This window comes from Spirosoma arboris, assembly GCF_009754945.1.
In the GTDB taxonomy this organism is placed as follows: Bacteria; Bacteroidota; Bacteroidia; order Cytophagales; family Spirosomataceae; genus Spirosoma; species Spirosoma arboris.
In genome coordinates, this window is the sequence record NZ_WPIN01000020.1 from 43378 (window position 1) to 67300 (window position 23923).

A 23923-nucleotide genomic window follows, 5' to 3' on the forward strand; every position below is an offset into this window, starting at 1 on the left:
TAGATAACGATAATCTATATACGTTACCTAGACAATACTTGTAGTTCTTCTCAGTAGACAAGTGTTCCGAATAAGACTTTAGCGTACGACAGTTGCTTCGATCTCAACCGCTAATTCTGGAAAGGCCAGTGCCGTAACCTGAACTAGTGTACTGGATGGCGCTACCTGATGCGATTGAAGCCAGCTGACAATGCTACCATACGCAGCAAAGAAGTCCGGTATAGAGGTGGTGTAAAAGTTCAGACGGACGATATTGCCGGGCTGATAGCCAGCTTGTTGAATAACCTGCTCCAGATTTTGGAGGCTCAATTGCAATTGTTCCGCCATGTTGCCACCCACTGGATTTCCATCGGCATCCATTGCCGCCTGTCCTGAGCAATATAGAGTGCCCTGATTGTTTTTGATCTCTACGGCCTGGGCATAGCCAAAATTGTTCTGCCATTGCCAGGGATTTATTGTCGTAATGTTCATACTGATTGTTGTGTAAGAGGAGTTAAATTGGTTGTGAAAAGGCTTGTCGCCGTGTTTGTTTTGCCAAATTTGAGCGTATAGGGAAACGCTTAAAATAGCGTTGTGCTCAAACTAGCTTATTGCTGTAATCAACTGTTGAAAGTAGCCCATGAGCTGCACGAGTGCTAAACTGCCCATCAGTGCCTTTTCCACTAAATAGTCGGATCGGTAAAAAAAGGAGACCATTTTCTAAAAGCTGGTGATCTCTATATTCGCATTGCATTTCTCAATTGGTACATGGACGATACAAAGCCCTGGTGGCACGAACTCAATCAATTCTCTTTTGGCGACAGTGCAGAAATGGCTGATGAGCTGGCTGCTTTAGTCGTTCAGGGCATTAAAACAGGAACTTCCTGGCTCGTTAGTGAAGGTCAACAAACGTTTGTTGGTCAGCAGCATGTTGTACTCAATGGAGCAGGACGCCCCGTCGCGGTCATTGAAACAACTGAATTGAGGCAACTGCCTTATAATGAAGTAGATGCTGCGTTTGCTTATGATTCCGGTGAAGAAGATAGATCGTTGGCTAACTGGCGTCTGGGCTACCAACGTTTTTATGAACGCCAGGGTAAGTTTGCGATCGATATGCTTATGTATTGCGAGCGGTTTAAACTAATTGACGTAATCAACTAATCGACTCCCACTCGCCCTAACACCTCTAAAAATTACGTATACGCTGTGTCCTCTGAACCTCTGCGTTTAAAAAATTAGCTCTCAAAAACCGCAATCGCTCGCACGGGTGAGCCCGTTCCCCCACGAATCTTCAACGGGAGGCCAATAAAGCGAAATCGTCCCCGACCAACCAGGCGATGTAAATTGATCATGTTCTCGTAATGAGTAAAACCCAGTTCACCACAAATACGATGGACTTCTTTGTTGGAAACGCCCGACACACCCGGCGACATGGTTTCAACTCCAAAAGCGGCTATTTTGTGGCGACCTAACCAACGAGTGGTTTCGGCGCTTATACCCGGCCCATGTGGCCAGTCTGCATGGCCATAAGTTTTTCGATAATGATCCGTATAGATCAATACCGTGTCTCCTGGTCGAATCTCGCTATTGTTTTTGACACAGGCTTCCTCCATTTCGGATGGTTCGATTAACTCCCTAAGCCCTTTGTGAGAAAAATCTAAACAAATGCCTTCCGTATAAAACATGGATAGCGGCATGGTGTCGATAGACTGTTCTTTATAGGCGATACCCATGTGATTCAATGCATCGACGTGGGTGCCCGTGTGTTCACTTATCTCCAATTTATAAACGCTTGGTGTAACCGTGTTTGCATCGGTAATGCCTTCCCACTCTTCATGCGAAGCATGCATATCGATTGTTACACCAGGAAGGCTTTTATGAACCGGCATTCCTGAAAAGATTTCCTGACTTAAATCAATGATCTCGGTCATAGATTTTACCTGGGTTGACTGGATGGTGAAGCGAAAATAATCCTGTAAATCAATTACTTAGCTTGTTGGTTTAATTGCTATTGGAAAGATCTAAGAGTAGTACGTTTTGGGTTGGAATCATGGTGAAATGGCCTTTATCGGCCGACGGCGAGAAGGTTCCTCTGTCTGCTTTCACGCTATAGTTCATGCCTTCAAATTCACAATCAAGCCGGTTTGAGTTTATACGTTTGAACGGTAGTTCATTAGTTTTGTAGGCGTCGAAACTCAACTCCCACTTCGGTAGATTGTCGCCTTTTACCTCAATTTTGACTTTTTTCTCATCAATTTCCATCTCCAATACGCCTTTAACAGTCGTTAGAGGCCAGGAAACATGCAATTTCCCTGGTTCAGGATTGCTAATGATTGGGTCACTACCTTGTAGTATATCTTCTTTACCATTGACTACGGCTTTAAACCGTAAGCCCGCTAACGGCCCCTGCTTATTACTCCAGAGATAGCCGTCCACAACGGGCAGTGTAAAAAATGAGCACTCATTCGATGTGGCTTTTTGTGTTGTATACACCGATGGAAACCGCTCGTCGAACAGATGAATGTCACGAATGCGCAGACTCCCGTTTTCCCATAACAGGTTTAAACGATAAAATCGACTGTTGAACCAGACCGTTTTTCGATCCTCTCCCGGAAGATCATGTTTGACCGTGAACGAGGTGGCGGGAGTCGTTTTGAATGTTTTTCTGAACCAATTGCCGGAAGCTTCCAGGGTTTCGACCCGTATCTTTCCTTCGTCACGCAAGCGGGCAATCAGCGGCATCTGAATCGCGAAGCCTTTGGCCATCGCATCCCAGGTAAACGAATTCTCCTGGCCTGCCTGGGTGTAGTTAAACGCCATGGATTCACCATTCACAAATTCATTGAAGAACCAGTGCACCCAGGTGCTGTCTCCACCCGCTTTGGGGTAAACTGGTTCGAGCGTGATAACTCCCTGTCGACTAGAGCCTAACCCCGTATCATACTGGCGAATTGGATCGCTGCCCAGCATCCGAAAGATGGGGACAGGGAGCTGCTTTTCCGCATGCTGAGCTGGCATGTATGAATTGAGTCGGCTTGGGTAATAAGCCTGATTCCAATAACCTCCCCATAGCGTGTAGCCATCTGTTCCATACTGATCTTTGCAGTTGCTGGAGGCAACGATTTTGTATTTGTCGTACAGATAGTTTAAGGTATGCGTATCGATGAACCATGACCCTACCGATTTGGGATAATACCCAAAAATGGACTTAAAATCAGCCATGTATACATCGACGATTTTCTCCCGCTCGGCTGGTGTATAGCCGGTTGAAAACCCAATATCCGCATGCCAGTCCCAGGGGAAACGGCCACGCCAGGGAAGTCCGGCCTTTTCGATAAGCGGTTGTGGAAGTTCCCACCAGGCGCCAATTTCGAAGGTTCCTTTGGGTAAACTTTTCAATAATTTCTGATACCGGGAGTCCATCAGGGCATCATACTGTAGCAGGAACGTGCCGCCGAGTTTGTATTTCTTCATGATAGCCACCTGTTTGACTACCGTTTGGTACAGAACATCCTGGGTTATTTTGGGATCACGGGGCTCCAGCAAGCGGATAAAATTGACAATGTTTACCAGTTTAGGTTCGGGTTTTTTTATCGTACTACTAGCATCAAGGGATTGGTGTTCTACGAACGAACAAATAAGTATAATGCCTAAGCACCCTATAATAAGCTTTAGTTTTTCTCTCATCGAAATAGGAATCAGTTACAGAGTCGTAAAAATAGGTATTGTTAGTTACCCTGTTAACGAGAGGTCTCCACTAAATCAACTACTTATTAACTCAGCGCTACCAACTATTCATTCCCCTCTGGAAAACACAAACGGTTCCTGGTACTTTGTTAACTGGCTAGAGATTTGGCCAAACAGTTCCACTTTTGTTGACTTTCGACATGCATCGAATGAAAACTATTGCACTCATTAACTGGTTGTTACTGGTCATATATGGCCTTTTTCTTAGCTATGCAGCCTTAACTATCGATCAATCGGGGGGAGATGCCGCAGGTCGGGGCATTGCGAGGGCATATCTCTTGTTCGGTTTTATTCTGCTGGCTCTACTGATTGGCGTTAACTGCCTGCCCTTTCTGTTGAGCCGTCAAGTGGTGCTCGTGAGCTTAGCATTCCTCATATGTGCCTGTATTTCTCAGTTACTCAATCAATTGACGACTCAACAAGCGCGCAAACAGGATGCTGAACGGCGCAATGGCAGGTATTATTTTCATGATTCAGCCCGTCGGGAACTCGCCCAGGCGATTGTGGACCGGGATTTTAAGCGTTTTCAGGCCGGACTACAAAAACCAATTCCACAACTCAACGAAAGTGGAGAAGAGCACCTGACATTGCTCGATTTTGCGACTATCGAAGGGGCTTTTAGCAGTCCACAAGACTGGGTAATTCCTTTCTTAACGGAGTTACTTGCCAAGGGAGCTACTTTCAATAACGCAAATTCGCATCACTTGCCAATGTATAGCGAAGTAAGCGGAAGTTTCTCGCCAACCTTATTGGAATGGTTTCTCAAAAACGGCGCTGATCCAAACGAAAAAGTCCACCAAAATAAATCTAAACCACTTCTGTTGACGGTGTTAGAGGATGAAACGGAGCGATTAACCAAACTGAAATTGTTGCTCGATTACGGCGCCAATCCTAATTCAGTATATCCGGCCACCCTATCAGACAGTCTGGCAGGTAATTCGGCATTGTTGACGGCTACCCGTCTGGAAGCCTGGGATGTGTGTCAACTGCTGCTGACAAAAGGAGCCGATCCGAATCTGGAAGGTCCACATCATGTGCGAGTTATTGATCTGGTCCGACGCCGTGCGGAATTATATACGCAACAGGGTACTCCTCCAGCTACGTTTACGACTTTTGCGGAAATCTTGCAGTCTAAAACTGATAAGCCAGACAAAAACAACCCTAAATGATTGAGTTGAAAGGTCGTTTTCGGGAATGCAGATAGAGGTTAAAAATATTGCTAATTTTAACTATTACTCAGTCCATAGCAGACGGTTTGTGAAATTCTGGGTGATCGGGCGTATTTATCGTTTAGTAAATCGATGCGAGTTGCAGTCAAATCACGGAGCGATTTTCGCTACTTTCAACTGATCACCACACGGTGGATGGACAATGATGTGTATGGCCATGTCAATAATGTGGTGTATTACAGCTGGTTCGATACCGTAGTTAATCAATACCTGATAACAAATAAGGCACTGGATATTCACACGGGTACGACTATCGGTTTGGTGGTCGAAACCCAGTGCGTTTATTTCAATTCTATTTCATTTCCTGATGTTATAACAGTCGGGCTTGCGGTTGGCCACATTGGCAATTCGAGTGTGCGTTATGAGCTGGCTATTTTCAAAAATGACGATCAACAGCCCGCTGCCCAGGGCTATTTTGTCCATGTCTATGTGGATCGGAATACACGTCGGCCGGCTCCATTACCCGAAACACTGCGCGAACTGCTACATCAAGCCCTTCTGTAAACAAAAATCAGCCATCACCTAGTAGATGATGGCTGATTACCATTGCGTATTTTTTTATGTCTAAGCTTTTGACTGGACTTGCTGATAAGAAGTCACTTAGGCTAAATTCGATACCACCCCCGAACGACTTAGCCATGGCGTTGTTTTAAAAAAAATGCAGGTAAAACGTCCATGGTTGTGATATATTTATTCATAATCTGATGGACATGAGACAATTTTTAAAACACGTACTTGCTTATCTACTGAGATTGCTTCAACCTGAAGCGAAAAACCCGTCGATTATCCTTTTAGGCGATTCACTGGTTGAACTGGGTAACTGGGAGCAGTTGTTAAATCGGGCCGATTTTATTAACAGGGGTATTGGGGGCGATACACTTAGCCACATTCAAAAACGGATGAAATCCCTAGGTGCTATCAGGGCCAGAATTATTTTTATTGAAGGAGGCATTAATGATTTCCCTCAATCAGAGCCAGACAGTCTCTTTGGTAAGTATCAGGAAATAATTGCCTTCTGGCAGTCAAAACAGATTACTCCTGTCGTAGTAGGGTTAGTGTATATATCTCCACTAGCTGCCAAAACATATCCCTTTCGAAGTGACTGGAGAGGTATCAATAATCAGGTGTCTACTTTAAATGAGAATCTAAAGAGCTTTTGTAACGCTCAAAAAATTGACTTTATAGATCTGAATTCTTTACTATCCGACTCAATCCAATTGCGTTCTGAGTACACAACTGATGGCGTACACTTAACCGAAGCTGCTTATCATATCTGGGCAGGAGAGATTTTACGGTTCTTAAATCAATACCAGCTCTAACTATTTTCTGGCAAAAACGATTGAAGGATTTTGTTTCATATCAATATTGGGCGATATGAATTGATTTAATTAAATAAAATATTATTTTTAACATCTTTTTAACGTTAAATGCATCTGCCTAGCCGAGTTTATGAATCGAAAACCACATGGTGTAGTCCGAATGGTGACCTGGATAGTGATATGGCTTATTGCCTTCCTATTGGTTTACTGGGCATTCAGGCGTTTATTTTAGTATGAAGAAATTTTTTGAGGAGTTTGACTTCGTTTCCTTTTTTGTCTCTTTGCTTACTTTAATTGCTATGCTAGGCATTGCCTTTTGGCTAGTCAAGGCTCTCGAATGATTGGAGATATTCCTCTCCAGTTAATCGCCGAATAATTACTTTAGTTATAATTTACTATTTACTAATCCGCTCGGGTGCTAATTTGGGCAAATGAAAAAGAAGCTCTTCCGTATCTTCAGTATAGTTTCATTGCTGATTTCAGTTATCTTCATTGCCACCTCATTTTATTTTTCCTTCAAGAGTTACAATACGCTGTTGTGCTTTCTTGCTTCGCTGGTTTTTACTGGCCTGGGACTTTACTTGTCGAGCAAGACTGCCGAATAACAATTTAGCTTATATCTCAGTCGAGAACAGCAGTCAGATGTAGAGAGTGAGTGGTCGTTGATCGCTGTCTGAACTCCATATGAATTTCATTGGCTTTATTAAGTTTTGATAATTGTACAATCATTATCTTTAATTGTATCTTTTATTAATTAATTTGCGCATTTGGTAACTAATACCTTACTTGAAATCAAAAAAAATACTGTTGCTATACCGTTACTAGTATCTTAGAAATCATAAGCATTAAGCCAGTCCCTACTAGATTTTACTAGTAGGGACTTTTTACAAATGTCCAGCCTTTACTCGCCATATACTCTATGAAAAATATCTCTCTACAATTATTGAGCTTAGCCTTTTTCAGGCTTCTCTTCCTTGTCAGCAGAGTCTAGTTCTGCTGGTTAGTAGATTCGACATGTACATTGTAGTTCTCAAATACCCCCCCTAATTTCCTCTAAACCATGACACTCAAACTTATTCTCCCGCTAACTGGTAGCAGTATTGCCCTCTTCTATGCATTACGGGCTTTCACAACGAAGAAAGGCTGCCCGAAATGTGGTAATCCCCATCCAGATCGAATACGTAGACCTCAGTTTTTGAAGCTTGTCCCCTGTAGAGCCTATCACTGCACCGCTTGCGGAAAACGATTTTACCAGATAGGGGCAACTGATTCATCTTCTTTGATACCATCTTAATTTTTTATTTTAATAAGCCAAACGCACCAAAGCTATTAATTAGCTCTTACAGGACAGTCAACAGCTTTGGTGCGTTTGCCTTGTAGAGTAGAGGTAGGGCCGCTTACAGGGATTTTCGAACGTTTAACTTCCAGGGATTCTCAATCGTACACACAGTCTTCTGTTGGATTAGGTCGGCCATTGTTTTTCCCATTAATGTAAAGTCTGTGGATAGCGTTGTGATTCCTCCAGCCAAGATCTCTTTTAACGGAGTGTCGTTGTAAGAGATAATACCAAAATCAAGACCTGGAATCATGTTCTGATGATCGGCCTGTTTTAATAAATCCACCAGATCTTTATCGTTCACGACCATAAATAAGTCACCCTTCTGAATGCTCCTGTTCTTTACGGTATCAAAGTAGTCATGACCGAATTTATTTTCCCGGCAGAAAGCTTCTAGCCCCTTATAGCGTTCCTGAGGCTCTTTTTCTTCTTTTTGCACCATATAAATACGGGTGTACTTTTTAATATGAGGGAGACCAAAAACCAGAGCCTCATACGTGTCCTTTTCAAAATTCTGAAAAACGGAAGAGTATTTCCCTGTCAGTTCCGGATGAAAATGATCTAGCAAAAAGACTCTACCCGTCAGCGTCTGCAACAGCGGCTCAATACCCTGAAACTTCCCCGACATAATAATGTAGGTTGTATACTTGCCATTAGCGTCATTCACCAGTGTTTCAAACACTTTCCGGTTGTAGTTGTGGAAGTATAGATCAATCGTTACAGCTTTGCCTGCGGCTTCCACAAACGAATTGTATAAATCCTCTTTAAACTCATTGAATTCGTTGAACAGCAGGAATATATTCTGCCCGGTACGTAGTTTGGTACTGGTCACAAAATTGCCGACGCCAGGATTGGACTCAATAATTCCCTTTAGTCGTAGCTCCCGCAATCCGGCGTAGACCGTATCGCGCGACAAATTATACAGATCTCTGAATTCGTTGATCGAGGGTATCCAATCGCCTTTCTTATATTCCTCGCTGTCGATTCGATCAGTTACGTGACTGACAATCAGTTTGTATTTTGATTTATTTTCTTTCACGCGTACGGCTTATTGAACCCGAAAATCAATAGTATTTTTCGTACTGGCAGTCTTTTAATGTATCAATGGTTACCAGCTATTTCTCAGTAAATAACATGCTGAGTTGTAGCCAAACTTACGCTTTCCCAACCGATTCTACCAACTTTTCACCCCGATTGCAACCCGGCCTTGAAATAATTCGTACCAGTTCGTACCAGTTGGGGTATTTTACTATCTTTGCCGTCTATGAGAAGCTATCATATTGTTATCACCACTTGCCTCGGTTTGAGCCTTTTAGGATGCTCTGCCAATCGAAGCGTTCGCTCCCAAAAAGAGGGCGTTCAGTTATCAAAAGTTGAACATGCTCAGGTTAATGACCCCTTCTGGAGTCCAAAATTTGACAAGTGGCGAACAACGACAGCCAATGACGTATTAGACAAGTTTGAAGCAAAACACCTTCCCTCGTCCGAAGAGCAAACGAAGAACAACGTATTTGCGAACTTTGATGATGTATCGCAGGGCAGGAAAGGAACGGGCCATCACGCGGGTTTACCCTGGTTCGATGGGCTGATTTACGAAACGATTCGGGGTATTGGCGACCTGCACCCGGATCCCAAGCTGGAAAAGCGACTGGATGGCTACATAGACCGGATCGCTGCCGCCCAAAAGGCAGATCCCAATGGATACCTTAATACATATACGGACCTGATGGAACCCAACCACCGCTGGGGTGATAATGGCGGTTTTCTACGCTGGCAACACGATGTCTACAATGCCGGTATGCTCGTTGAAGCGGGTGTTCATTACTATAAAGCTACGGGCAAGACCAAACTGCTGGAAGTAGCCACCCGATTTGCCAATCACATGAGCACCTTGATGGGGCCAAGTCCTAAACGAAACATTGTTCCCGCTCATTCTGGTCCGGAAGAGGCCCTGCTGAAACTGTACTGGCTATACAAGGAGAATCCGGTACTGAAAAGTAAGCTGAACGTTCCGGTCAACGAAAAAGCCTACTATGACTTAGCTACCTTTTGGATCGAAAACCGGGGAAATAACGCGGGTTACCCGTTATGGCAGACCTGGGGCAACGACAAATCCGAGAAATGGATAAAAACTGGACAATACAAAAACACCCAGTCGCGCCCAAGTTGGGGCGATTATGCCCAGGATTCGATATCCGTTTTCAACCAGAATACCATCGAAGGACATGCGGTCAGGGCTACGCTATTAGCCACGGGTGTTACGGCTATGGCCCTGGAAAATCATTCTCCGCGTTACGTCCAAACGTCGAATCAGTTGTGGAACAATATGGTGGGCCGACGCATGTTTGTTACCGGCGGTGTGGGCGCGATTCACAAAGATGAGAAATTCGGTCCCGATTATTTTCTGCCGACCGATGCATATCTGGAAACCTGTGCCGCTGTTGGAGCCGGTTTTTTCAGCCAACGCATGAATGAACTGACCGGAGACGGTAAATACATGGATGAATTTGAACGGGTGCTGTACAACAATATACTCACCGGCGTTTCTCTGTCCGGCACTGAGTATACGTACCAGAATCCGCTGAATGCCCATCATCATTCACGGTGGAACTGGCACTCGTGCCCATGCTGCCCGCCGATGTTTCTGAAGATGGTATCCTCTCTGCCGGATTACATTTATGCGTCAACTTCCGACAATCTGTATGTCAACTTATTCATCGGCAGCACAGCCGACGTTAAGCTGCACAACAGCAATACGGTCGCTGTTGTGCAGGAAACCAATTACCCCTGGAACGGAACGGTAACGGTTAAGTTGACTCCTGAAAAAGAAGACAACTTTACGATGAACCTGCGCATTCCGGGATGGGCCAGGGGCATCGAGAATCCGTACGATCTGTACCGTTCTAATCTTAAATCGGCCATTGCGTTAAAGGTGAACGGCAAACCGACAGAGGTGACCATCATAGATGGGTACGCGGTCATCAAACGAAGCTGGAAAAAAGGGGATCAGATCGAATTGACCCTTCCCATGGAGCCACGACTTATCACAGCCAATGAGAAGGTGAAGGATCTGGATAATCGAGTCGCCATCGCATCAGGTCCAATTATTTATTGCCTGGAAAGTCTGGATAACAGCAACCTGGATAGCCTGAAACTGGACGCCACCACCCCACTCAAGTTAACGTATCAGAGCGGCCTCCTGAATGGCGTAAATGTTATAACCGGTGTAGCCAAAGATGCTCAGTCGCGCACGGTGCCTGTTAAAGCCATTCCTTACTACGCGGTTGGAAATCGGGAAGGAGAAGGCTATAAAGTATGGTTGCCAAAGAATTAAATTAAACACAGAGATACGGAGGCCACACGGAGTAACACAGAGCTAACAGATTGGCTGTAACTACTTATCTCTGTGTTACTCCGTGTGGCCTCCGTATCTCTGTGTTAAAAATTTAACTGACCACAGATCAACTCGAATACAATTTCACCCGCCCTAAGCCCGTATGATACGTTCTCTATTCATTGCCCTTACTTTCCTGAGTGTTGCTGACGTATGCGTTGCGCAAACAAACCAGATTTCCGTCGATGCGAATGTGGTTTTAAATAAAATCCCCGCTACGTTATATGGGTCATGCATGGAGGATGTCAATCACGAAATATATGGCGGCCTGTATGATCAGAAGATTTTTGGCGAAAGTTTTGAAGAACCCGCATCGGGTATCAATTATACGTACTGGAAGAAATCCGGTGGTTATTGGGCTGCGGACCGGGAGTACAGCGACGGCAGTATTTCCATTGTACCCGGCAGACATACCCGGCGTATGGTTGCAAAAAATGACCTTGACGTTGAACCCGACCGAAATGCCAAGCTGATCTACCAGGCTTCGGACGTTAACGACGGAGTAATCGATGTTGACCTCCGTTTTTTGCAGGAACGCGGTATTGGCGCCAGTATTCTGTTGCGTGTGTCGAATGCTGGCATCGGCGAAAATGCACTCACTGGCTACGAACTGAGACTGAACCGCGAGAACCGGAAACTACAACTCATCAAACATTTAAATGCATTTAAGCTGCTCGCAGAAAAACCGATTTCTTTTTCACCGGATCAGTGGAACCATCTTAAAATTGAGCTAGCAGGTATGCACCTGGTCGCTTACCTGAATGGGGCAACGCAGGCAATCCTGGATTATTCGGATACCGACGCACCCATCCTTACAGGAAAATTAGGGCTTTGCACCGCCGGATCGCCAACTAGTTTTAACAACATCCAGGTCGTTAGTGGCGGGAAAACGACCGTACTACCCCTGGTTTATCCGGTCGACCAGCAGGTGTCTGATTTGTGGGACAGGATTCAGTCGGGAGCGGTGAACGCGGAATTTTCACTGGAGCAAAAAAATGCGCTGAACGGCTCCACGACCCAGGTCATCAATTTTGTATCGGGCAGCGGCAAAGTAGGACTGGCCAATCGCAGCCTGAACCGATGGGGAATTGCCGTCAAAGAAGGTCAGTCCTTTACCGGCTCGTGCTACCTGCGTACACCTGTTGGTTCATTACCCGTGACCATAGCTTTGGAAAATGCCGACGGGAGCAAAACCTACGCCAAACAGACGGTGAGCGTTAGCACAACCACCTGGAAAAAATACACCTTTTCGTTAGTGACCAATTCGACGGACCCAAACGCTCGGTTTACCCTGTATCTCGGGCAAAAGGGTAAGCTGTACGTCGATCAGATTACGTTACTGTCAACCGGCGAAAATCAGTTCAAAGGGCTGCCATTGCGAGCAGACATTGGGAATGCGCTGGTTTCACAAGGGCTTAGCTTTCTACGTTACGCGGGGTCGATGGTTAATGCGCCGGGCTATCGGTTCAAGAAAATGATTGGTGACCGGGCCCATCGACCTCCTTATACGGGACATTGGAATGAATACAGCACGAATGGCTTTGGCTTTGAGGAGTTTCTGCAATTCTGTGAAGCCGCCAATCTCCCGGCCGCCTTTGCCATCAATATCGAAGAAACCGAACAGGATGCAGCCGACATGGTCGAGTACCTCAATGGCAATGTCAGTACGCCCTGGGGAAAAAAACGGGCCGAAAACGGTCATCCTAAACCATATGCTGTTAAGTATATCGAGATTGGCAATGAAGAGGTGTTGTTTGAAGGCGACGATAAAAAAATCAGTGACCATTACATCGAACGCTTTTTAGCACTGTATAAAGCGATTCAGGAAAAAGATCCGTCCATTTCGTTGGTTTGTTCAGCCTGGTGGCGTCCGAAATCGCCCAATACGGAAGCGGTTTTTAAAGCATTGGATGGCAAAGCTGCCTACTGGGATTACCATGTGTGGGCCGATGATAAAAACTCCGGGCCGGGCGTTGATAAAGAGATTACGCGCATGGATAGTTTGTTTCATGCCTGGAGCCCCAACACGACCATGAAATGCGCCATTTTCGAAGAGAACGGTGGATTGCACAACATGCAGCGTGCACTGGGTCATGCCACTATTCTGAATGCGGTTCGACGACACGGCGATTTTATACTAACCTCCTGCCCAGCCAATGCGTTAGAGCCTTACCTGCAAAACGATAACGGCTGGAATCAGGGACAAATTTTCTTTACACCTACCCAGGTTTGGGGCATGCCGCCTTTTTACGCCCAACAAATGGCGTCCCGGAATCATTTACCGCTACGGGTAAGTGCCTCTGTACAGGGCACTTTGGATATTACAGCCACCAGAAGTGAAAATGGCGAAATCCTGGTGCTTCACATTGTGAACGTTGATTCATTGGCTCAGGAAACAGCAATCCGATTGCAAAATTTCTCAATGACGAAGCAGGTACAGGCAACAACACTAGCGGGTCCGCTGGACGGTCAAAACCTGCCCGATTCTCCTAAGGCAATCTCAGCCGAAGATAAAACCATCGACTTAGCTTCGGAGATCATGAATTATCGTTTCCCGGCTCATTCCTACACCATCCTTCGATTCGAACGACCTTAGGTTTTTCCTTTTCGGAAAGGATAGCGGATGGATTACTCATAGGTCACCATAAGCAATAACCGCCAGGCTTCCATCCGCCTTAGAGACGGTGGACAATCGGTTTTGGCTATCGTATGTGTAAGTGGTATTAATAGAGCCACCGTGGACTGTTTTTAGCCTGAGTGGGGTAGAAGATACAAGGAAGCCTACCTGCAACCTGGAAGTAGAATCTTCATATAATGAGTGCCCATTAGAATCATAAATCAGGCGTTGAACTTCAGCCAGGACACCTGAAGGTATAGTAATTGCATGTAACAGGAGTGCCTCATTACCCGAAGTAGGCACTTTACCAGTTGACCATACCGTAGGGTCTGTCCATTGCCCATCTTTCAAACTGCGAATCGAGTCTAGGCTCTGAACCTCATAAGCGCCTATAGTAGCCCCGCTGCCATCAGAAAAAGACAAAGGAAATCCAGTGGCCAAATCAGGTAAAATCATTAGAATCTTACTAATGATAATAAAGCGTAATAGAGTGTTCCATCCACTAGCCCACATCTGGCCTAAATACAGCAACAGCTTTCTGAAGTCATCATATCCATTATTTTTTAAACAATACTTGCTGAAACGGCTGGAATCTATTCGTTTACTTTTCATGCGAATGGTCCACCTCATAAAGGGAGAGGTTTCTACTAGTATGGATTGGTCTGGCACTTTTAGGAGAGAGCTTTTTACACTTAGAAATTACTTTGTAATACTAATCAACTTGCCCCTCTGACGATTAAAAGCTTGAACAAATTAGTGGAATAACTTCGAAGAATCAGGTTAAGAAAAAAACGCCGAAGCAATTGCCCCGGCGTTTTTTAATGAAATTTATATCAGCTAGTGATTGTAAATAGTATTTCTTATTTCAGCAAATTCAGCAGATAAGCACCATAGCCGCTTTTTACTAAGGGTTGGGCGATGGTAGCCAGCTGATCGGCCGTTATGAATTTCATCCGGTAGGCAATCTCTTCAGGACAGCCGATTTTTAGGCCCTGCCGTTCCTCAATTACATGAACGAACTGTCCGGCTTGCATCAGTGATTCAAAGGTGCCGGTATCAAGCCAGGCCGTTCCCCGATCCAGAACGCCAACTTTCAGTTTGCCACGTTCCAGATATACCTGATTGATATCCGTAATTTCCAGCTCACCCCGGGGCGATGGTTTAATATTCTTGGCTATCTCAACAACGTCATTGTCATAGAAGTAAAGCCCCGGAACAGCATAGTTCGACTTTGGCTTCTTTGGTTTTTCTTCGATGGACAATACGTTAAAATGGGCATCGAATTCGACTACACCATAGCGTTCGGGATCATGCACCTGATAGGCATATACCACGCCCCCATCAGGGTCATTATTAGCCTGGAGTAATTTTGAGAGGCCCGAGGCATAGAAAATATTATCGCCAAGAACAAGGGCAACTTTGTCGTTACCAATGAATTCTTCGCCAATGATAAATGCCTGCGCTAATCCATCGGGACTAGGTTGTACAGCATAACTAAACGTACAACCCAGACGCGTTCCATCGCCGAGAAGTTTCTCGAAATGAGGCAAATCGTGTGGCGTTGAGATAATAAGAATTTCGTTGATGCCCGCCAGCATCAGAATCGACAGCGGATAATAAATCATCGGCTTGTCATAGACCGGCATCAGCTGTTTCGACACAGCGAGCGTAAGCGGATGAAGACGTGTGCCAGACCCTCCGGCAAGAATAATTCCTTTCATAGTTTCTGAATGAGCGAATGAGTGAATGAGCGAATGAGTGAATAGTTAGCGCAAGACTGTTCGGCCGGATGGTATTCACTCATTCGCTCATTCACTCATTCACAATTTATCTATTCGCGTACATTCCCTGGTAATAACTCTGATAGTTGCCCGATGTGACGTTATCGAGCCATTCCTGATTTGCCAGGAACCAATCGACCGTTTTTTCAAGACCTTCTTCAAACTGTAGTGAAGGCTGCCAGCCCAGTTCGTTCATGATCTTGTGAGCGTCGATGGCATAGCGCAAGTCGTGTCCGGCACGATCTGTAACATAGGTAATAAGCTGAGCTGAGGTACCTTCGGGGCGATCTAGTTTGCGATCCATAATCTGGCACAGTAGATGAACCAGATCAATGTTTTTCCACTCGTTGAAACCACCGATGTTGTACGTTTCTCCTGGCTTACCTGTGTGGAAAACGGCATCAATGGCACGGGCATGGTCAACTACAAATAACCAGTCGCGAACGTTTTCGCCTTTGCCATATACGGGCAAAGGCTTGTTGGTCTGGATATTATGAATCATCAGCGGAATTAACTTCTCCGGAAAGTGATTCGGACCGTAGTTGTTTGAGCAGTTCGAGAGTACTACGGGCAGCTTGTATGTATTACCATAAGCCCGAACAAAGTGATCAGAAGCTGCTTTTGAGGCTGAGTAGGGCGACTGTGGATCGTAGGCAGTTTCTTCGGTAAAGAAATCTTCTGGGTTGTGCAACGAGCCATACACTTCGTCGGTCGAGACATGGTAGAACCGTTTGCCTTCAAAGCCGGACGCACTGTCCTTCCAGCTGTTTTTAGCAGCATTAAGCAGGTTCACTGTCCCGACTACATTGGTCATCACAAACGACATCGGATCTGTAATGGAGCGGTCAACGTGCGATTCAGCCGCCAGGTGAATAACTCCATCAAACGACATTTCTGCGAACATATCCTCCAGGAATTTTGCGTCAGTAATGTCGCCTTTAATAAAGGTGTAATTTGGTGACTGCTCAATATCCGACAGGTTAGCCAGATTACCGGCATATGTCAGCGCGTCAAGATTATAAATCTGATATTCAGGATATTTTGTAACAAATAACCGAACGACATGTGATCCAATGAAGCCAGCACCGCCAGTGATAAGAAGTTTCATTTTATGTAAGATTGAAGATTGAAGTTTAGGATTTGTGCCGGGCCACCGGCCCGATACAAACTACAAACTAATTTTTTGCTGCCACTGCCATGCATCGCGCAACGACTCAGCTAAGGTACGACGCGCCGTCCAGCCCAATACGTTATTCGCCTTCGAAACATCCGCATAAACTTGTTCAACATCACCGGGTCGGCGTGGACCAACAACGTAGTTTACGTTGACACCGGTCGCCTGCTCAAACGTTTTAATAACGTTCAGAACCGTCTCGCCACGTCCTGTACCAATATTAATGACATCATAGCTGGCTTCCGCAGTACCCTCATTTAGTTTCCGAAGAGCTTGTACGTGGGCATCAGCAAGATCCATTACATCGATATAATCACGGATACAAGTGCCATCTGGCGTATTGTAATCGTCGCCATATACTGTCAAACTGGAACGAATACCGGCGGCTGTCTGCGTAATAAACGGCACCAGGTTAGCAGGAACTCCTAGTGGTAATTCACCGATTTGCGCTGACGGATGTGCGCCAATGGGGTTGAAATATCGGAGAGCCAGCACTTTAACGGGTATGTTGGCGCGTACAGCATCACGAAGTATATCTTCGCCAATCGCTTTGGTATTACCGTAGGGCGACTGTGCCGGGAGCCGGGGTGTTTCCTCCGTCACGGGTAATAGTTCGGGTTGACCATAAACCGTGCAGGACGATGAAAAGACAAGATTTTTTATATTATGCTTCGGCATTAACTCCAGAAGCAACATCAGCGGATCAAGGTTATTCCGGTAGTATTTCAGCGGTTTAGCTACCGATTCGCCAACCGCTTTATAGGCCGCAAAATGAATAACGCCAAGTGGAGTTTCTTTCTGGAAGATGTCGTCCATGGCGACAGGGTCGTTGCAGTCGACAGAGTAGCAGGTCACGTCCCGACCCAGAATAGCTCGAAGCCCATCGAGAGCTGAGTGTTCGGAGTTGGAAAAGTTGTCGACAATAACCGGTTCAAAACCGGCTTCGACTAGCGACACAACTGTATGGGAGCCAATGAAACCGGCTCCGCCAGTAACCAGAATTTTGGGAGTATTGCCTGTGGAAGTCAAACCGTTTTTTATAAAAATTTTGTTACTACTTTATTGTAGCAACTCGTGAAACCAGACAAAAGTAGTATATTCAGGAGGTTTACGAAAGCAGTATTTATTCTAGGGTTATCCCATAAAGAGGCTCAAACGCATGAATGACAACGAATTGAAGGCCCTTATTTCGCTCTTAGACGACGAAGACCAGGAGGTTGTAGAGCATGTTGAACAGCGAATTCGGCAAATGGGCGGACAAATGATCCCACTTTTAGAAACCGAATGGGAAGGAAGTTTCAATTCTACTCTCCAAAAACGTATCGAAGAAATCATTCATGACCTTCAATACGAGTCTGTATTAGATCGCATGCGCGACTGGAAAAATGGGGGCGCCATGGATCTTCTGGAGGGCCTTTGGATTGTAGCGACGTACCAATACCCTGATCTTTCGCTTAAAAAACTTAAACAGGATGTTGAGCAGTTGTTCTACGATGTGTGGGTAGATTTCAAGACCGATATGCATCCCGACGAGCAGATTAAGGCGATGAATACGGCGTTTTTTTCCAAGCTGAAGTTTGCACCGAATACAAAGCATTTCCACTCGCCTGCCAACTCAATGATTAATCAGGTACTCGAATCGCGTCGGGGAAATCCGATCACGCTTTGTGTGCTCTATATGCTCATTGCCAAGCGGTTGAATTTACCTGTTTATGGAGTGAACTTGCCGAACCTGTTTGTGCTCACCTATAAAAATAATAGTGGTGTTCAATTTTATATCAATGTCTTCAACCGGGGTTTGGTTTTCACTACCAAAGATATTGATCAATATATTGATCAGCTGAATATCAAGCGACTGGATACCTTCTATCAACCTTGTACCAATGCTGACATTGTTCGGCGGGTATTGCGTAATCTGACCCTGGCGTTTGAAAAAAACGGCGATACCGACCGAGTACGCGAGGTTGAACAAATCCTTAATGCCGTTCGGGACGATGGTGATGGCCTGCCACTGTCCGATTATACGCAGCGGTGAGGAGTTAATGTACATTTAAAAAGCCACCGCCAGTAACCCTGGCCCGACCTGAAAACATCTGATTGTCAATTGTTCTTCATGATCAGGTAGTCGTACGTGACCAATGAGTTGTTCCGCATTATCGATAAAAGGTTCTACGTGCAGGTGTTCGCGGAAGGTAAGCTGCCGTTTTCCGTAAAGTTTATACAAAGCTTCTTTAGCACACCAATAGACCGCCAGTCGGTTAGGGTTATTATCGGCATGCGCAATTTCATCTGCCGATAAAACACGCGGTACAACTCGCCTGAACTGATCCCGAATAGGCTCAATATCAATGCCCACAGGCCTCGATCGGTGCAGTACCGCAGCCGCCCAGCCACCTGTATGCGACAGCGAAATATGCCAGGGTGTACCAATAAGGGAAGGTTTCCCAAATTCATCCTTTTGTAATCCCTGATAAGTAATGCCTTGCGCTTCGGTCAACTGCTGGATTGCTACCCGGCATGCCAGCCATTCGACCCGTTGAGCTGGATGAGTAATACGTGCCAACTCTTCCAGTTCTATACTGGTTAATGGCAAACCCATCCGAAGTGTTGGTTCATCTTCAGTAATGGCATGGAGTACCACTACACAATCGTCGTTTATGTTTATCGGCAAAGTCACGAATCAAAAGTCGGAAGACGTTCAAGAAAAAGAAAGGTTTAGCGACCTTTGGCGTTCAATTTTGATAGCTTGAGTGGGAAGCTCGCCCTTGAAGTTAGTTATACATAGCGAATAGTACTCGCTGGATTTCTCAAAAAGGTGATTGTAGAGAAAATAGATACATTCGGAGGGCATCGGGAGCCCATTTATGCACTTGAAGGCAGTGCATCTCCTGACCGTTTTTTTTCAACGGGTGGGGATGGACAAGTCGTACGATGGCGCTTGGATCGTCCTGATCTGGGTGAATTGATCGCAACCGTACCGGCATCTGTTTACGCATTAGCATTGAATCAGCTCAATGGCTTGCTATGGGTTGGTCAGAACTACGAGGGTATTCATGTGATTGATCCAGTTCAAAAGACGGAAGTTGCTTCGCTGAAACTGACATCAGCTGCCATTTTCGATATTAAATTTTATAAAAATGATTCCTTTGTCGCTCTCTCTGATGGCGTAGTGGCTATTGTGGATGCCGATCTTCTGGTTAATAGAAAACACCTGAAAGCATCGGATCAATCGGCGCGGTCTATAGCAATTAATCCTGTTGAGCGCGAATTCGCCGTGGGGTACAGCGATAATGTTGTCCGTATTTTTGACTTAGTAACTCATGAACTCAAAAAAGTCATTCACGCTCATACGAACTCGGTATTCACGATTGCCTATTCGCCCGATTTCCGATACCTACTTACTGCTGGCCGGGATGCTCATTTGAAAATATGGGACGTAGAGAAAAGCTATGCCTTACAAAATGATATTGTAGCTCACATGTTTGCCATTAATCATTTGGTATTTAGTCCCGACAGTCGTTTACTGGCAACCGCTAGTATGGATAAATCGATTAAAATCTGGGATGCCGAAACATATCGACTATTAAAAGTTGTCGATAGGGCACGCCATGCCGGACATGGTACGTCGGTTAATAAATTACTTTGGACTAATCCTCATCAACTTTTGTCGGCCAGTGATGATCGAACAATTTCGGTATGGAAATTGAGCTAATAGATTGAGACAAAATAGGAATCGCCTATTTTTCGGGCTATTTTTTGTAAAATCCGTAGAATGGCTGTTATTTCACCTTTATCTGATAATCAGTAACTCATTAAAACAATAAGCGCACCAATGAAAATTACGCCCATCGAAATCCGGCAGCACACATTTGAGAAGGGCTTGCGCGGTTATAGAACCGAAGATGTTGATGCATTTCTGGTTTCGCTCTCTCAGGAATGGGAGCGCGTAACTGGCGAATATAAAATGTTGAAAATGCAGCTTGAACTAGCCGAAAAAGAGTTGGGCAAGTTGAAAGAAATAGAAATGACGTTATTCCGTACACTTAAATCTGCCGAAGAAAATAGTGCACAGATTGCGGAACAAGCTAACAGCGCTGGTGAAAAATACGTTAATGAAGCAAAGCAGAAGGCTGAGGATATTCTGGCCGAAGCCCGCAAAAAGACGTCTTTAATGGTTCAGGATGCCGAAAACCAGGCCCGCTATTTGAAAGATAATATTCTAAATGATCTAAAATCGTTGGAACATGATTTCAAGGCGCTGGAAGGTTACAAGGAAAACCTGGCAGCCCAAATTCGAAATCTTGCCAGTAATGCGGTTGACAGCGTGGATCGCTTTGAGAAGAAATTCAGCAAACAAAATCTGAAAGGTAAAATCGACGAAGTGTCTTCTCAGATTAAAGATGAACTGAAGCAAACCGAGCCAAAAACGGAGGACGAAACACCTGTAGCAGTATCTTCGGGGCCTGTTGCCAGCGACGCTACAGAGTTACCTTCTCTTATCGAACGAGATAAGTTTGTTCCAGAAGCGATTCCGGAGGATGAAGCCATTGCAGGAAAACTGGATGAGGCCATTGGAACTACTCAACCAGAAGCCAGCCAGGAAATTGCAGAGCCAGCAATAGAGCAGACCACGCCCGAGTCGGTGTTGGCCGAAGCCAATACGCCCGAACCAGAGGTAGCCCTAAATGAAGCTACAGATGAACAACCTAAGAAGGGAGGTTCATTTTTCGACCAGATTTAATGTAATGTAGCAATGCAATATGTTGATGAAATAGAAAGTTCGCACCCAAATACCGCATTACTACCCTACAAGATGGGAACAATCGCTTTAGAGGGGCTTGAGTTTTTCTCCTATCACGGGTTTTATGATGAGGAGCAGAAAATAGGGAACAAGTATTCTGTCGATATTATTGTAACTGCCGACTTCTCGGAAGCTGCCCGGCGCGACCGCTTGAGCGCTACTGTCAACTACGAAGATTTATACCGGATTACAGTCGCTGTCATGCAGCAGCCCGCGCGGTTGCTCGAACACATTGCCCATCAAATTATTCAGGAGATACGGGCTAAGTATACTGACTTGGAAGCTGTTGAGGTCAGTGTGTCGAAATTCAACCCACCCATTGGCGGAGTTTGCCATCGGGCGAAAATTACGTTGAAAGAATAAAAGTTGTAAGTGATTAAGTAGTAAGTCATAAGTGGCTGGCGCATGCAGATAATACTGATGCGCCAGCCACTTATGACTTACTACTTAATTACTTCTTTACTTATACCGCCTGCTGCAGGCCAGCAAAAGAGATGGCCATGTGTGAAGCATCGTAAACACATTCACCGTTGCGAATTAGCAATACCTGTGGCGATTCGTGTTCAACCCCAAATTCATTTTCGATCTTCCTGGATATTGGTTTATTGGCCAGTAAGTCCAGATAATAGGGCTTAACACCAAGCTGGTCGTTCCAATTGCGTTCCATACGACTGAGCGCCATATGGCTTATCGAACAACTTGTGCTATGCTTAAAAATCAGAATTGGATGCTTCGCCGACTCTGCTTTAATGGTGTCAAGTTGAGCTTCGCTCGTTAGTTTGTTCCAGTTCATTGTATCAACATACATTCTGTTGACGTAAAAGCGTTTTCGATGCTAAAAAGTTCGTTAATTCTCAGGAGTATAACGAAGCTTCTCGGCCATTTCGGGCGAAATAGATTCGGAGTAAGCACCATATGCATCCACTAATGTGCCTTTGTTCCCATTCTTCGCTTCAATCGCATACAAAACCGTCTCATCGCCAGGATCGGTCATGCCTTCAAATCGGTATACATCAACGATATCGAAGTCGGAGGGACGTAGCTCAATATTATCGGGCTGGCAATGCAGATGATCGTGTTTCAGGTTATAATCCTGGGTAAAACCCGCTTGGCGGAGACCGTCGAGAGCTTCGGTGAGCGTGTCGTAGGTTTTCATAAATCAGGTGGTTTGATTGGGAGTGTGTAGCTTTGTTAGTATAACCAACCGCATAATAGCTTGTTTTCGGGATTCTATAATACAGGTATTTTTGTTTTTCAGCAATTAGTGCGTCTAACGGCTCCATTTAATCCAAAAGCCCGAAAGTGGGTCGATGGGCGACGTGAGTGGGCTGACAGACTTGCCCAGCAACTCGCCGACAATAAAAGCCCTATTGCGTGGTTTCATGCCGCTTCATTAGGTGAATTTGAGCAAGGCAGGCCAGTGATAGAAGCTTTTCGTATACACTACCCGGATCATAAAATTCTGCTGACATTTTTTTCCCCTTCAGGCTATGAAGTTCGTAAGAATTATGACGGAGCCGATTTTATCCTTTATCTGCCTGCCGACACTCCCGCCAATGCGCGTCAATTTGTTGATCTGGTAAAACCTGACATTGCATTTTTTATCAAGTACGAATTCTGGTACAACTACCTCCGCGAGTTAAAGCAGGCTAAGGTGCCAATCATTTCATTCTCGGCTATTTTTCGGCCCAGTCAGCTCTTTTTTAAGTCCTACGGTACCTTTTATAGAAATCTATTAAGGTACTTCGATCATATTCTGGTTCAAAATCAGGAATCGGTTGAGCTGTTAAGAAATATCGGCATCACTCAGGTTACACTGGCTGGTGATACCCGCTTTGACCGGGTGGCAGAGGTGGCAGCTGCCAGGAAAGAAATTCCCATTGTTCATGCCTTTAAAGCTAGTAAACCGTTGCTCGTTGTGGGTAGTGCGTGGCCAGAAGACATGAATGTATTAATTCCATTCCTGAATACCTTCGATAAACCTCTAAAAGCCATTATCGCTCCTCACGAAATTCACGACGATGAAATCGAACGCTGGCGTAGCCAACTCACACAGCCATCGGTGCGTTATTCTCAGCTAACAGCTTCTCAAGCGCTCGATCACTCAAGCGCTCAATCACTTTTCATTGACAATGTGGGAATGTTGTCATCGCTGTATCAATATGGAGAGTTTGCCTATATCGGTGGCGCGTTCAAACAAGGACTGCATAATAGCCTGGAAGCCGCCACCTTTGGAGTACCGCTATTTTGGGGGCCTGAGTATGATAAGTATCAGGAGGCTGTTGATTTGGTAAATGAAGGTGCAGCCTTTCCTGTCAGTACTACGACAGAGTTGTCAACTGCTTTCGAAAAACAGTATGCTGACCCGTCGAAGGCAGCTCAAGTGAGCCGCAATTATGTGCTAAGGAACATTGGCGCAACGGCGAAGGTTATGGACGTAGTAAATACATTAAAGAGCGAAAGAGTGAAAGAGTGAAAGAGCAAAATCTGGCACAAGCCAATTTGTTCCGAATGGCTTTCACTCTTTCACTCTTTCACTCTTTCAC

Annotated in this window: 22 protein-coding genes; 11 read left to right on the forward strand and 11 right to left on the reverse strand. The window is 45.2% G+C overall.

Features of this window, described 5'->3' with window-relative positions; genetic code table 11:
• Positions 1-78 precede the first annotated feature (78 nt).
• On the reverse strand, positions 79-471 hold the full coding sequence (locus GO755_RS33840; RefSeq protein WP_157589876.1) for a RidA family protein: 393 nt from the start codon (positions 469-471) through the stop codon (positions 79-81).
• Positions 472-747: 276 nt separating this feature from the next.
• On the opposite strand from GO755_RS33840, the gene GO755_RS33845 reads away from it, so the two are divergent.
• Positions 748-1140, forward strand: coding sequence for an ASCH domain-containing protein (locus tag GO755_RS33845; RefSeq protein WP_157589877.1), 393 nt, complete (start codon positions 748-750; stop codon positions 1138-1140).
• A gap of 74 nt (positions 1141-1214) precedes the next feature.
• Here GO755_RS33845 and GO755_RS33850 read toward each other — a convergent pair whose 3' ends face one another.
• Both GO755_RS33850 and GO755_RS33855 read right to left on the reverse strand, forming a co-directional pair.
• Positions 1215-1910, reverse strand: a complete 696-nt coding sequence (locus tag GO755_RS33850; protein WP_157589878.1) for a cyclase family protein — start codon at positions 1908-1910, stop codon at positions 1215-1217.
• 70 nt (positions 1911-1980) lie between these two features.
• Positions 1981-3666: a hypothetical protein gene (locus GO755_RS33855; RefSeq protein ID WP_198175010.1), complete on the reverse strand. Its 1686-nt coding sequence runs from the start codon at positions 3664-3666 to the stop codon at positions 1981-1983.
• A 209-nt stretch (positions 3667-3875) separates the two neighbouring features.
• Here GO755_RS33855 and GO755_RS33860 point away from each other — a divergent pair, with 209 nt between their 5' ends.
• The 3 genes from GO755_RS33860 to GO755_RS33870 all read left to right on the forward strand — a co-directional run bounded on the left by GO755_RS33860 (position 3876) and on the right by GO755_RS33870 (position 6274).
• Positions 3876-4895, forward strand: coding sequence for an ankyrin repeat domain-containing protein (locus GO755_RS33860; protein WP_157589879.1), 1020 nt, complete (start codon positions 3876-3878; stop codon positions 4893-4895).
• 132 nt (positions 4896-5027) lie between these two features.
• Entirely contained in the window at positions 5028-5459 is a 432-nt protein-coding gene (locus tag GO755_RS33865; protein WP_157589880.1) for an acyl-CoA thioesterase, read from the forward strand.
• A gap of 206 nt (positions 5460-5665) precedes the next feature.
• Positions 5666-6274 (forward strand): GDSL-type esterase/lipase family protein, encoded by a 609-nt coding sequence (locus GO755_RS33870; protein ID WP_198175011.1) that lies wholly within the window; start codon positions 5666-5668, stop codon positions 6272-6274.
• Positions 6275-7671: 1397 nt separating this feature from the next.
• Here GO755_RS33870 and GO755_RS33875 read toward each other — a convergent pair.
• Positions 7672-8649, reverse strand: a complete 978-nt coding sequence (locus tag GO755_RS33875; RefSeq protein ID WP_198175012.1) for a GntR family transcriptional regulator — start codon at positions 8647-8649, stop codon at positions 7672-7674.
• A 225-nt stretch (positions 8650-8874) separates the two neighbouring features.
• On the opposite strand from GO755_RS33875, the gene GO755_RS33880 reads away from it, so the two are divergent.
• On the forward strand, positions 8875-10944 hold the full coding sequence (locus GO755_RS33880; protein WP_157589882.1) for a glycoside hydrolase family 127 protein: 2070 nt from the start codon (positions 8875-8877) through the stop codon (positions 10942-10944).
• Between the two features lie 163 nt (positions 10945-11107).
• Positions 11108-13600, forward strand: coding sequence for a family 16 glycoside hydrolase (locus tag GO755_RS33885; RefSeq protein ID WP_157589883.1), 2493 nt, complete (start codon positions 11108-11110; stop codon positions 13598-13600).
• Between the two features lie 36 nt (positions 13601-13636).
• On the opposite strand, the gene GO755_RS33890 is transcribed toward GO755_RS33885, so the two are convergent.
• The 4 genes from GO755_RS33890 to galE all read right to left on the reverse strand — a co-directional run bounded on the left by GO755_RS33890 (position 13637) and on the right by galE (position 17605).
• Entirely contained in the window at positions 13637-14233 is a 597-nt protein-coding gene (locus GO755_RS33890; protein WP_198175013.1) for a hypothetical protein, read from the reverse strand.
• A gap of 248 nt (positions 14234-14481) precedes the next feature.
• Complete coding sequence (gene rfbA, locus GO755_RS33895) at positions 14482-15342, reverse strand: glucose-1-phosphate thymidylyltransferase RfbA (RefSeq protein WP_157589885.1); 861 nt, start codon at positions 15340-15342, stop codon at positions 14482-14484.
• 106 nt (positions 15343-15448) lie between these two features.
• Positions 15449-16510 (reverse strand): dTDP-glucose 4,6-dehydratase, encoded by a 1062-nt coding sequence (gene rfbB / locus GO755_RS33900; protein ID WP_157589886.1) that lies wholly within the window; start codon positions 16508-16510, stop codon positions 15449-15451.
• 60 nt (positions 16511-16570) lie between these two features.
• Complete coding sequence (galE, locus tag GO755_RS33905) at positions 16571-17605, reverse strand: UDP-glucose 4-epimerase GalE (RefSeq protein WP_157589887.1); 1035 nt, start codon at positions 17603-17605, stop codon at positions 16571-16573.
• A 130-nt stretch (positions 17606-17735) separates the two neighbouring features.
• On the opposite strand from galE, the gene GO755_RS33910 reads away from it, so the two are divergent.
• On the forward strand, positions 17736-18611 hold the full coding sequence (locus GO755_RS33910) for a transglutaminase-like domain-containing protein (RefSeq protein WP_157589888.1): 876 nt from the start codon (positions 17736-17738) through the stop codon (positions 18609-18611).
• 15 nt (positions 18612-18626) lie between these two features.
• Here GO755_RS33910 and GO755_RS33915 read toward each other — a convergent pair whose 3' ends face one another.
• On the reverse strand, positions 18627-19175 hold the full coding sequence (locus GO755_RS33915) for a 4'-phosphopantetheinyl transferase family protein (protein WP_394351058.1): 549 nt from the start codon (positions 19173-19175) through the stop codon (positions 18627-18629).
• Positions 19176-19391: 216 nt separating this feature from the next.
• Between GO755_RS33915 and GO755_RS33920 the strand changes: the two genes are divergently transcribed.
• From GO755_RS33920 to folB, 3 genes are all read left to right on the forward strand, one after another.
• The gene (locus GO755_RS33920) at positions 19392-20288 is read left to right on the forward strand and encodes a WD40 repeat domain-containing protein (RefSeq protein ID WP_317166013.1); all 897 of its coding nucleotides are present in this window, start codon (positions 19392-19394) and stop codon (positions 20286-20288) included.
• Between the two features lie 120 nt (positions 20289-20408).
• A complete protein-coding gene (locus GO755_RS33925; RefSeq protein ID WP_157589889.1) occupies positions 20409-21317 on the forward strand; it encodes a DivIVA domain-containing protein in 909 nt (302 codons plus the stop codon).
• Between the two features lie 72 nt (positions 21318-21389).
• A complete protein-coding gene (gene folB / locus GO755_RS33930) occupies positions 21390-21740 on the forward strand; it encodes a dihydroneopterin aldolase (RefSeq protein ID WP_157589890.1) in 351 nt (116 codons plus the stop codon).
• Positions 21741-21840: 100 nt separating this feature from the next.
• On the opposite strand, the gene ytxJ is transcribed toward folB, so the two are convergent.
• Both ytxJ and GO755_RS33940 read right to left on the reverse strand, forming a co-directional pair.
• A complete protein-coding gene (gene ytxJ, locus GO755_RS33935) occupies positions 21841-22170 on the reverse strand; it encodes a bacillithiol system redox-active protein YtxJ (protein WP_111344942.1) in 330 nt (109 codons plus the stop codon).
• A 54-nt stretch (positions 22171-22224) separates the two neighbouring features.
• The gene (locus tag GO755_RS33940) at positions 22225-22533 is read right to left on the reverse strand and encodes a phosphoribosylpyrophosphate synthetase (RefSeq protein WP_157589891.1); all 309 of its coding nucleotides are present in this window, start codon (positions 22531-22533) and stop codon (positions 22225-22227) included.
• A gap of 60 nt (positions 22534-22593) precedes the next feature.
• Between GO755_RS33940 and GO755_RS33945 the strand changes: the two genes are divergently transcribed.
• On the forward strand, positions 22594-23853 hold the full coding sequence (locus tag GO755_RS33945; protein ID WP_157589892.1) for a 3-deoxy-D-manno-octulosonic acid transferase: 1260 nt from the start codon (positions 22594-22596) through the stop codon (positions 23851-23853).
• Positions 23854-23923 lie beyond the last annotated feature (70 nt).

Excerpts from the sequence above, each read along its gene's own strand:
- GO755_RS33840 (WP_157589876.1), bottom strand. The coding sequence starts at position 471 with ATGAACATTACGACAATAAATCCCTGGCAATGGCAGAACAATTTTGGC.
- GO755_RS33845 (WP_157589877.1), top strand. The coding sequence starts at position 748 with ATGGACGATACAAAGCCCTGGTGGCACGAACTCAATCAATTCTCTTTT.
- GO755_RS33850 (WP_157589878.1), bottom strand. The coding sequence starts at position 1,910 with ATGACCGAGATCATTGATTTAAGTCAGGAAATCTTTTCAGGAATGCCG.
- GO755_RS33855 (WP_198175010.1), bottom strand. The coding sequence starts at position 3,666 with ATGAGAGAAAAACTAAAGCTTATTATAGGGTGCTTAGGCATTATACTT.
- GO755_RS33860 (WP_157589879.1), top strand. The coding sequence starts at position 3,876 with ATGAAAACTATTGCACTCATTAACTGGTTGTTACTGGTCATATATGGC.
- GO755_RS33865 (WP_157589880.1), top strand. The coding sequence starts at position 5,028 with ATGCGAGTTGCAGTCAAATCACGGAGCGATTTTCGCTACTTTCAACTG.
- GO755_RS33870 (WP_198175011.1), top strand. The coding sequence starts at position 5,666 with ATGAGACAATTTTTAAAACACGTACTTGCTTATCTACTGAGATTGCTT.
- GO755_RS33880 (WP_157589882.1), top strand. The coding sequence starts at position 8,875 with ATGAGAAGCTATCATATTGTTATCACCACTTGCCTCGGTTTGAGCCTT.
- GO755_RS33885 (WP_157589883.1), top strand. The coding sequence starts at position 11,108 with ATGATACGTTCTCTATTCATTGCCCTTACTTTCCTGAGTGTTGCTGAC.
- GO755_RS33890 (WP_198175013.1), bottom strand. The coding sequence starts at position 14,233 with ATGAAAAGTAAACGAATAGATTCCAGCCGTTTCAGCAAGTATTGTTTA.
- rfbA (WP_157589885.1), bottom strand. The coding sequence starts at position 15,342 with ATGAAAGGAATTATTCTTGCCGGAGGGTCTGGCACACGTCTTCATCCG.
- rfbB (WP_157589886.1), bottom strand. The coding sequence starts at position 16,510 with ATGAAACTTCTTATCACTGGCGGTGCTGGCTTCATTGGATCACATGTC.
- GO755_RS33910 (WP_157589888.1), top strand. The coding sequence starts at position 17,736 with ATGAATGACAACGAATTGAAGGCCCTTATTTCGCTCTTAGACGACGAA.
- GO755_RS33915 (WP_394351058.1), bottom strand. The coding sequence starts at position 19,175 with ATGGGTTTGCCATTAACCAGTATAGAACTGGAAGAGTTGGCACGTATT.
- GO755_RS33925 (WP_157589889.1), top strand. The coding sequence starts at position 20,409 with ATGAAAATTACGCCCATCGAAATCCGGCAGCACACATTTGAGAAGGGC.
- folB (WP_157589890.1), top strand. The coding sequence starts at position 21,390 with ATGGGAACAATCGCTTTAGAGGGGCTTGAGTTTTTCTCCTATCACGGG.
- ytxJ (WP_111344942.1), bottom strand. The coding sequence starts at position 22,170 with ATGAACTGGAACAAACTAACGAGCGAAGCTCAACTTGACACCATTAAA.
- GO755_RS33940 (WP_157589891.1), bottom strand. The coding sequence starts at position 22,533 with ATGAAAACCTACGACACGCTCACCGAAGCTCTCGACGGTCTCCGCCAA.